Below are 7,263 nucleotides of genomic sequence, written 5' to 3'. Positions count from 1 at the left end.
GGGGGTTTCGGGCGCGAGGGGGGGGGCGGCGGGCCGGGGGGGGGGGCCCCCCCCCCCCCCCGCTCTGTTATGCGTTCGCCGTCCTTGCGGCCTGCCGGAGGCCGGATGTTCCGCAGGGCGAGTCCCCAGACTGCGGCCCCGCCCCGGCCCCGTGGCTCGGCTCAGCCGAAGACGGACCGTACGTGTTCCCTTGCCGTGTCCGTGTGTTCCTGGTGGCGGGTGGCGGCGCCGCCGGTGTGGTGGTCTGTCTGGCGTTGGGCGTGGTTCAGGCCGCGTTCGGTGAGGTCGGACTGGGCGCGGTCCGTGTAGGCGGTGGGGTCGGTGAGGCTGGTGACGCCGTCCCGGTAGGTCTGCAGCCTTTCGCCCGCGTCCTTCTGGACGTCGTCGACGTACTCGTTGGCCTTTTCCTTGCCGATGTCGGCCGTTTCGTTCCACCGGATGCCGTCGCGTTCGCCGAAGTGGGTTTCGATGCCCTGTTCGGCGACGTTCTGGCCCATCTCCGTGCCGGCTTCCTTGACCTTTTCCTTGGCGCCTTCGACGAAGGTTTCCTTGGCGAATTCCCTGGCCTGGTCCTTCCCCGCGGTGACGACCTTGTCCTTGACCTCTTCCTTGACGGTCTTCTTGATGTAGTCGGCCGCCAGTTTGCGGGATTCCTTGGAGACCGCCTTCTTCGCCATCTTCTTGACGGCGTCCATGGTGGCGTGCTCCATGGCCTTGGTGGCGGCCTGCATCACTTCGCGCTTGATCTTGTCGAGGATCTGCCGGACGATCACGCGCGTCGCCTGGGTGACACCGGCGGCACCCAATTCGGAGAGGCCCAGGGTAAAGGGGGCGGCGGCCTGTGCGGAGATGAGTTCCACGGCCAGCAGCACCAGCTGGACGATGACCGCGACTTTTCCCTCGATGACGGCGAGCGCGGCGGCGTCGAAGGCGAGCGCGATGACCTCGGCCGCCGCGGCGGCGTCACGGAGATAGTTGTCGCCGCTGTTCCCGCCACCGGCGAAAGAGCCCCACTCGTCGGTGAATCCCTCAATGGCTTCACCGGAGTTGGCGGACGTCACCTCGTTGGCCGCGGCCGAGCCCTGGGACAGGGTTTCGTTGACCTGCTCGGCGAAGGTGCGCCAGGCCGCTGCGCATGCGAAAAGCGCGTCCTCATCGGCCTCGGGCCATTCGTATCCCAGGAGGTCCAGGACCCAGGTGACCTCTCCTGGAAGCGTCAGTGACACGGTGTTGTCCCCCGTACGGTGTGGCAGAGAAGTGTGACGTGGCCGCGGAAAGCGGGCCGAGCCGTGGTGTGGGAAGTGATGCCGGGTGGTCCCGGGAAATCTGGGAGCGCGATGCGGGATCGCACGGGGACGTCGTCGCCGTCAGATCACGGGGTGGCCGGCGGCGCTGATGGTGTGGATGCCCTGGTCGTCGGAGTCCGTGTAGGACTGGGCCATCTCGCCGAGCTTCTCGCCTATTCCTTCAAGGCGTTCTCCGAGCGAGTCCATCGATGTGAACATGCCCTTTTTGACTGGTTCGTAGATGGTCTCGAAGATTTCGCCGAAGTCGCACTTATTCCAGGGGTCGCCGATGCTCTCGAGGTCGTCCTGAAGTTTCTTCGATGCCTTGGAGAAGCCGCTGCCGATGTGGACGAACACGGTGCCCTGTGCTTTCAGCACGTCCGGATCTACGTCAAAAGCCTTGCCTGTCATCGCTACCCCCGTTGCATGCCCGTTTTTACATGGAAATTTTCACATCCAATGCTCTCACTTTAAATGACCTGTATGGCGCCATGCCACATGGGATTGTGTAGGATCTGTGAGAATTGTGGAACGTTAATCGTTTGCGGAGCGGGGGAGTTGGCTTTCGTTCGGGGTGGCGGGGAAACCGTGCGGTGGTGGTGCGGTGGGGAATTCCCGGGAATGGTGGTATGGGGAAGGTCAAGGAAAGGCAGAGGAAGGGGAGGAGGTGGGGGAAGGGCATGGGGGAGGGAGGCCATGTTCCCGGTGGAGTGAGGTGGCGAACGGGGCGCTGTGGAGGGGGTGTTGTCCGGTGGAGAGTGCGGGCGGGGCCGGGCGTGGCGGTCCCGTAGCATCTCGGATCATGGAAGCAGCCAGGGGCGAGGAGCCTCTTTCGGGGGAACGGGGGGCGGCGACGCCCCGTCAGGCACGGCGGATACGGATCGCGCTGGCCTCGGTGATGATGGGCGCGATGGCCGTGGTGCTGGTGGTACGGCTGGCCAGCCGGACCTCGGTGCTGGTGGTCGGGGTGTACGGGGCGGCGCTGGTGCTGTGCGGTGTGGTGATCGAACTCAGCCGCCACGGCCGTACCCGGCTGGGGAGTTGGCTGCTCGGCATCGGACTGGCCGCGGCCCTCGCCGCGGACTGGCTGTTGCTGCCGTGAGCGTGCCGCCGCTGCTGCGTCAGCCCTGAATCTGTTGCCGCTGCCGCTGCCGCTGCCGCTGCCGCTGCCGCTGCCGCTGCCGCTGCCGCTGCCGCTGCCGCTGCCGTCGCCGCTCCGTGAGCTGGTCGCCACCGCCCCGTGCGGCCGCACCATGCCCCTGCGGCCGCAAGCTGCAAGTCCCCAAGCCGTAAGCCCCGAAGCCGTAAGCCCTCCGGTCGGCTGCCGGTACATCTGGATGACCTCGTCGACCGGCACCGACGGCCACACCGGCAGCTCACCGGTGGCGCGGGCGACGGAGCCTCAGGCGGTGCCGATCCCCGCGGGCGGGCACTGCGCGCCGGTGGCCGGGTCGGTCTCCGGGGCGGCGGCACGGCCCCCACCACCCAGTCGAGAGTGAACTCCCGTAGGGCGATCTCGTGGCGCGGCCCGGTGTTCCCCCCTCGGGGTTGAGTCAGCGGTCCGCCGTGGTGTGGGCCTGTTGCCGGGGGATCACGAGCGGTCTACTTCGGGTCCGGGAGAGGCGGGCACGCCAGCGGGGCCGGGCCGGGCCGGTCCGGGGCGGTGGGCGGTGCCGCGAGGATCCGCCGGGCGGTGACGCCGCGTTCCGTGGCGATCAGCAGGACACCGTCCGCCGACAGATCGGCGCCGAGGACGGGCGTATCGGTGATCACCGCCGCCACCACCTCCTGGGTCTCCCGGTCCCAGACCCGTACGTAGCCGCCGCCCCGGCTGAGGCCGAACGGCGAGGCGGCGCGCTCCTCCTCGGACGGGCGCACCACCTGCTCGGGCGCCGCGTCGAGCGGGGTGCCGTCCGCCAGGGTGTGGACGACGAACGCACCGTCGCCGCCGGGCAGCGGGCGGGCGCCCGGCGTCGCCGCGGGCACCCGGCTGACCGCCACCGGCATGGGGGCCGGCCCGCCCGGCAGTACCCCGGCGGTGACGGCGGTCGCCCCGGCAGACGGCACCCTCCACAGGGTGCGCCACGGCAGGGCGAGGCCGAGGCCGTGCAGCGCCTGCGCGTACGGCGCCAGCCCGTCCTCGACGAACGCGGTCTCCAGGAGCGCCGCGCGGAGGGCGGGCGTCGCCTGCGTACGGGTCAGCAGCGGCGCCGTGCGCAGATACGTACGGGCCGGGGCGCCCAGCTCCTGGGGCGGTACGGCCTCCACCGCGGCGCGCAGCACCACCGGGTCGGCATGGGCGAACAAGCCGGGGTCGGTGAGGAGTTGGGGCAGCAGCCCGGCGTCCAGGGTGTGCCCGGCGAGGTGGTCGCGGACGTACGGGTCGGCCCGGGACCAGTCCTGGCCGGGCACTGCCTCCAGCAGCGTCATGGCGATCCGGGTCTGCGCGCCCCGGGCGTCGGGCAGCCCGTCCCGGATCTCCGCGGCGAGCGCGGGGTGGGCGAGCCGGATCAGGGTCCGGCCGTCGGTCCCGCCGGTCCCGTCGGCCCCGTCCTCGGCCCTGTCCTCGGCCCCGTCCTCGGCGTCGGACGGGGCCTCCACCAGGTCCACGAACGGGGCGGTCAGCAGCGTGCCCTCGGCCAGCTCGCGGCTCAGATCGCGCTCCGCGACGGCGCTCGCCAGCGTGCCCCACAACGAGAGCGGCAGCCCGTCACCCTCGGCCAGCGCGAGCGGCGCCAGCAGCAGCCGCAGCAGGCTCGGGTCCGCGCCCAGTCGCCGGGCGTGCAGAGCGACCGCCTGCCCCACGGAGGCGGGCAGCCGCTCCGTATCGGCCGGGTCGAAGCCCTCCGGTGCCAGCAGCGCGGACCGTACGGCCAGTTCCACCGTCAGATGACTCCCGGCGGCGCGGGCGGCCAGCGCCCCGGCGAGCGCCTCGCGCGGTCGCGGGCCGGTGGTGAATGGCAGGGCGGGCGCCCCCCGGGCCGGGTCGAGCGCCGTCGCGGCGTGCGCCACCAGCCCGTCCGGATCGGCCCACTCCGGTGCGTCGAGGTCGATGATCTGCGCCTGGCCCTGCGGCAGCCCCGCGGTCAGCTCGGCGGCCAGCTCGCGCGGGACGACGGCCAGCAGCTGCACGGTGGGGACGGCGGCGAGCGGCGCGAGGACCTCGCGCACCAGGCGGGCCGGTTCCCCGGCGGCACGCACGGGGCCCGCCGCCGCGACATCCGGGACCACCAGCGTCACCGGCTCCTCGCGCGCGCCCAGCTCGGTGAAGATGTCGGCGGTGCGGGTGGCGGCGAGCTCGAAGTGGTCGGCGACGGTCCACAGCAGCTGCGCCGCGGTGAGCCCGTCGGGGCGCGGCACGGCGGGCGCGGGGAGGTCCGGCGGTACGGTCGCCGGGTCCAGCTCGTCCAGCGGCAGCCGAGTACGGAACTCCGGGTCGCACAGCATCAGGAAACCGGTGAGCAGCCGTCCGCGTCCGCTGCCCGGGGCGCCGGTCAGCGCGATGACGCGGGGCGCGCCGGGCCAGCTCATCCGCCAGGCGGCGAGGGCGCGGAGCGCCGCGGTGCGGCCGCCGATGTACGGATGCGGTGTGTATCCGGGCGCCGTGGCGCCGTCCGTCCGCGAGGCGTCGATGACTTCCTCGTCCCCCATGAATCCCGCCCTTCACCGTCGTTCTCCGGCTCCACCGGCGATCCTATGATCCGGGCCGTGCCCCCGGGGCCGTCGGGGCGGGCTGTTCCGGAACCGGTACACGGGTGCGCTCCGTTGACCGCGGACCGGGTTTCGGGCGCCCGATCCGTTATCCGGCACACGGTTTTCGGGCCAAAAGCCCCGTACTCCCGATTTCTGTACGCGACTTACGGGAAAAGGGTGCGCGGAGCTCTCTACGGGGCGTGCCTCTTGGGTGCTTCCGGGGGCTCCGTGTGAAGAAAGCGGGGAAATCAGGAAAGGGAGCGGGGCAGCGCCCGGAGGAATGGTGGGGCGAAACGGGAAGCGGGGTGAGGGGAAGAGACCCGGCTCCTCCTCTCACCCCGCATCCCGCGGTCTCAGTTCCGGTGGGAGGAGCCGCCGCGGCCACGGCGCGGACCGGTGACGAGCTGGGAGGACGGGCCGTCGCGCTCGGCGCGCTCCTTGTCCTCCTGCTCGTCCTGCTGCTTCTGCCAGGCGGCGAACTTCTCGCGCGACTCCTCGCGCTCCGCCATCGTCTGGTTCTCCGCCGCGTGCCGGATCTCCCCGATGCGGTCGCCGATCGCGTCCATGTACGTCGGCGTCTGGATCGCTTCCTTCATGCCGATCCGCCCGGCCAGGACCTCCTTGGCCATCTCCTGGAGCGGACCGCCGACGTTCGGGTTCTCCGCCAGGGTCTTCAGCGCCTTGCGCAGCCGGTGCGCCTGCTCCGGATCCTGGGCGACGTCCATCAGGTCCGCGTCCTGGATCTGCCGTTCGTTGCTCATGCTGCCCCCTTGAACGTGTGGCGCAGCAACCACATGTGCTGCACCGGCGTCACGAGTCTAATGACGGGTGGGAAGACGGCGTCAAGGCGGGTTGTCGCTATTGCCGGATATCGCGTACCGCGCATTCCGGGGGCCGCCGTCCGGCCTCCGAACGGCGAGGTGGCTGCCCTTTGCCGGTGTGCTACATCTGAGACGATGTCCGGCAGGTCACTGCGCATCAAATTCGGGGAGAAAAAGATGTCCGACGAAGTCCGGACCGATACCGAGCAGTTGCACAAGCTCGGCACGGTCTTCGAAAAACACGCGGACGATCTGGCACGGCAGTTGACCGCATTCCGGCGCAGGGCCGACGCCACCGCGCTGCGCGACGGTTTCGGCGACGAGGAGGCGTCCCGTTCGCACAGGGAACTGTACGAGCAGGCCGAACGCGCCCTCGGGCAGCTGCAGGAGCGGCTCGCCGAGGTCGGCGGCGGCATACGGCGGACGGCCGTCTCGACGCAGGCGGCCGAGGACGAGGCGGACGCGATGATCAGGAGTGCCGGATGACGGGGCGGGGCAATCCGGAGGCGCTGCACGAGGCGGCGGCCGGGTGGCGGGAGATGGGCAGCCACCTCGACGGCATGGTGCGCGAGCTGGACAAGCATGTGGGCCGGGCGGCGGCCGCCGACTGGCAGGGCCCGGCGGGCGAGGCGTTCGCCGCCGACTGGCACCGCCTCAAGCGGTCGGTGGACGAGGCGCTGCCGGTCTTCGAACTGGCCGCCGCCGACCTGGAATCCGCCGCGTCCCGCCCCGCCGCGCCGGAGCACGACGGCGAGGCGAAGGACGGCGAGGCGAAGGACGCCCCGGCGCCCGCCGCGCCCGCCGGCGACTCCTCGGACGGCGGCCGCGATCTGATGTACGGCGTCATGGCCCTCGGGCAGCTGGGCAACGCGCTCGGCGGCTTCGCCCGGGGCAAGGGCGGCGGGGGCGGCGGCCAGGGCAGTCGGCCGCCGCTGAAGGGCGAATGGGCGGTCTCCGACGCGCCCGTGGGCCCCGACCCGTTCGGCCCCGGTGGCCCCCGCCGCGGCGGCGCCGGTATCGCCAAGGGGGCCCGCACCCCGGACGGAGCGGCCGCCGCATCCGGTACGGGCGGGCCGAAGAACGCCGCACCGGCGGGCAAGGGCTCCGGCGGCCCGGACCCGAAGAGCGCGGCGTCCGCCGCCCCGGCACCCGCCGCGCCCCCGGACGCCAAGCCCTCCGGCGGCACCGACCCGGCCGGGGGCACCGCTCCGGCAGGCGGTGTCCGCCCCGACGTCGGCAGGCACGGCGCCTTCGGCTGAGCCGCCCCGGGGGCCCGGGCCGGGCCGGTCGCGGGCACCCGGGCCCGCCCACCGGGACGGGCCAGGCCGGCCGCGGGCCCCCGGGACCCGTACGGAACGGGAACAACTCCCTGCACCACGGCGGGGGGGGGGGGGGGGGGGCCGGCGGCCCCGCCCCCCCCCGCCGCGGCGCCCCGGCGCCCGCCCGCGGCGCCGCGCCCCGGG

General features: G+C 72.5%; 8 protein-coding genes. 4 read left to right on the top strand and 4 right to left on the bottom strand.

Annotated features, from left to right (window positions below; genetic code table 11):
- Positions 1-161 precede the first annotated feature (161 nt).
- Together ACFWWQ_RS22455 and ACFWWQ_RS22450 are read right to left on the bottom strand one after the other, a co-directional pair.
- A complete protein-coding gene (locus ACFWWQ_RS22455; RefSeq protein WP_384598823.1) occupies positions 162-1,226 on the bottom strand; it encodes a PE-PGRS family protein in 1,065 nt (354 codons plus the stop codon).
- Between the two features lie 141 nt (positions 1,227-1,367).
- Positions 1,368-1,697 (bottom strand): hypothetical protein, encoded by a 330-nt coding sequence (locus ACFWWQ_RS22450; RefSeq protein WP_384598821.1) that lies wholly within the window; start codon positions 1,695-1,697, stop codon positions 1,368-1,370.
- A 391-nt stretch (positions 1,698-2,088) separates the two neighbouring features.
- Here ACFWWQ_RS22450 and ACFWWQ_RS22445 point away from each other — a divergent pair, with 391 nt between their 5' ends.
- Together ACFWWQ_RS22445 and ACFWWQ_RS22440 are read left to right on the top strand one after the other, a co-directional pair.
- Positions 2,089-2,388, top strand: a complete 300-nt coding sequence (locus ACFWWQ_RS22445; RefSeq protein WP_384598819.1) for a hypothetical protein — start codon at positions 2,089-2,091, stop codon at positions 2,386-2,388.
- Between the two features lie 34 nt (positions 2,389-2,422).
- Positions 2,423-2,785, top strand: a complete 363-nt coding sequence (locus ACFWWQ_RS22440) for a hypothetical protein (RefSeq protein WP_384598817.1) — start codon at positions 2,423-2,425, stop codon at positions 2,783-2,785.
- Positions 2,786-2,888: 103 nt separating this feature from the next.
- On the opposite strand, the gene ACFWWQ_RS22435 is transcribed toward ACFWWQ_RS22440, so the two are convergent.
- Together ACFWWQ_RS22435 and ACFWWQ_RS22430 are read right to left on the bottom strand one after the other, a co-directional pair.
- Positions 2,889-4,937 carry an ATP-binding protein gene (locus ACFWWQ_RS22435; protein ID WP_384598815.1) on the bottom strand — a complete coding sequence of 683 codons (2,049 nt, stop codon included), beginning with the start codon at positions 4,935-4,937 and terminating at the stop codon, positions 2,889-2,891.
- Between the two features lie 395 nt (positions 4,938-5,332).
- Positions 5,333-5,740, bottom strand: a complete 408-nt coding sequence (locus tag ACFWWQ_RS22430; RefSeq protein WP_384598813.1) for a hypothetical protein — start codon at positions 5,738-5,740, stop codon at positions 5,333-5,335.
- Positions 5,741-5,977: 237 nt separating this feature from the next.
- Here ACFWWQ_RS22430 and ACFWWQ_RS22425 point away from each other — a divergent pair, with 237 nt between their 5' ends.
- Both ACFWWQ_RS22425 and ACFWWQ_RS22420 read left to right on the top strand, forming a co-directional pair.
- Entirely contained in the window at positions 5,978-6,286 is a 309-nt protein-coding gene (locus tag ACFWWQ_RS22425) for a hypothetical protein (protein WP_384598811.1), read from the top strand.
- Complete coding sequence (locus tag ACFWWQ_RS22420) at positions 6,283-7,059, top strand: WXG100 family type VII secretion target (RefSeq protein WP_384598809.1); 777 nt, start codon at positions 6,283-6,285, stop codon at positions 7,057-7,059. Before ACFWWQ_RS22425 ends, ACFWWQ_RS22420 begins: the two co-directional genes overlap by 4 nt.
- Positions 7,060-7,263: the final 204 nt, after the last annotated feature.

Origin of the sequence: Streptomyces sp. NPDC059080 (assembly GCF_042739975.1) — a bacterium.
Lineage (GTDB): Bacteria > Actinomycetota > Actinomycetes > Streptomycetales > Streptomycetaceae > Streptomyces > Streptomyces benahoarensis.
Note: the sequence above shows the minus strand (reverse complement) of the source record. Positions and strands in the feature narration are given on the sequence as shown.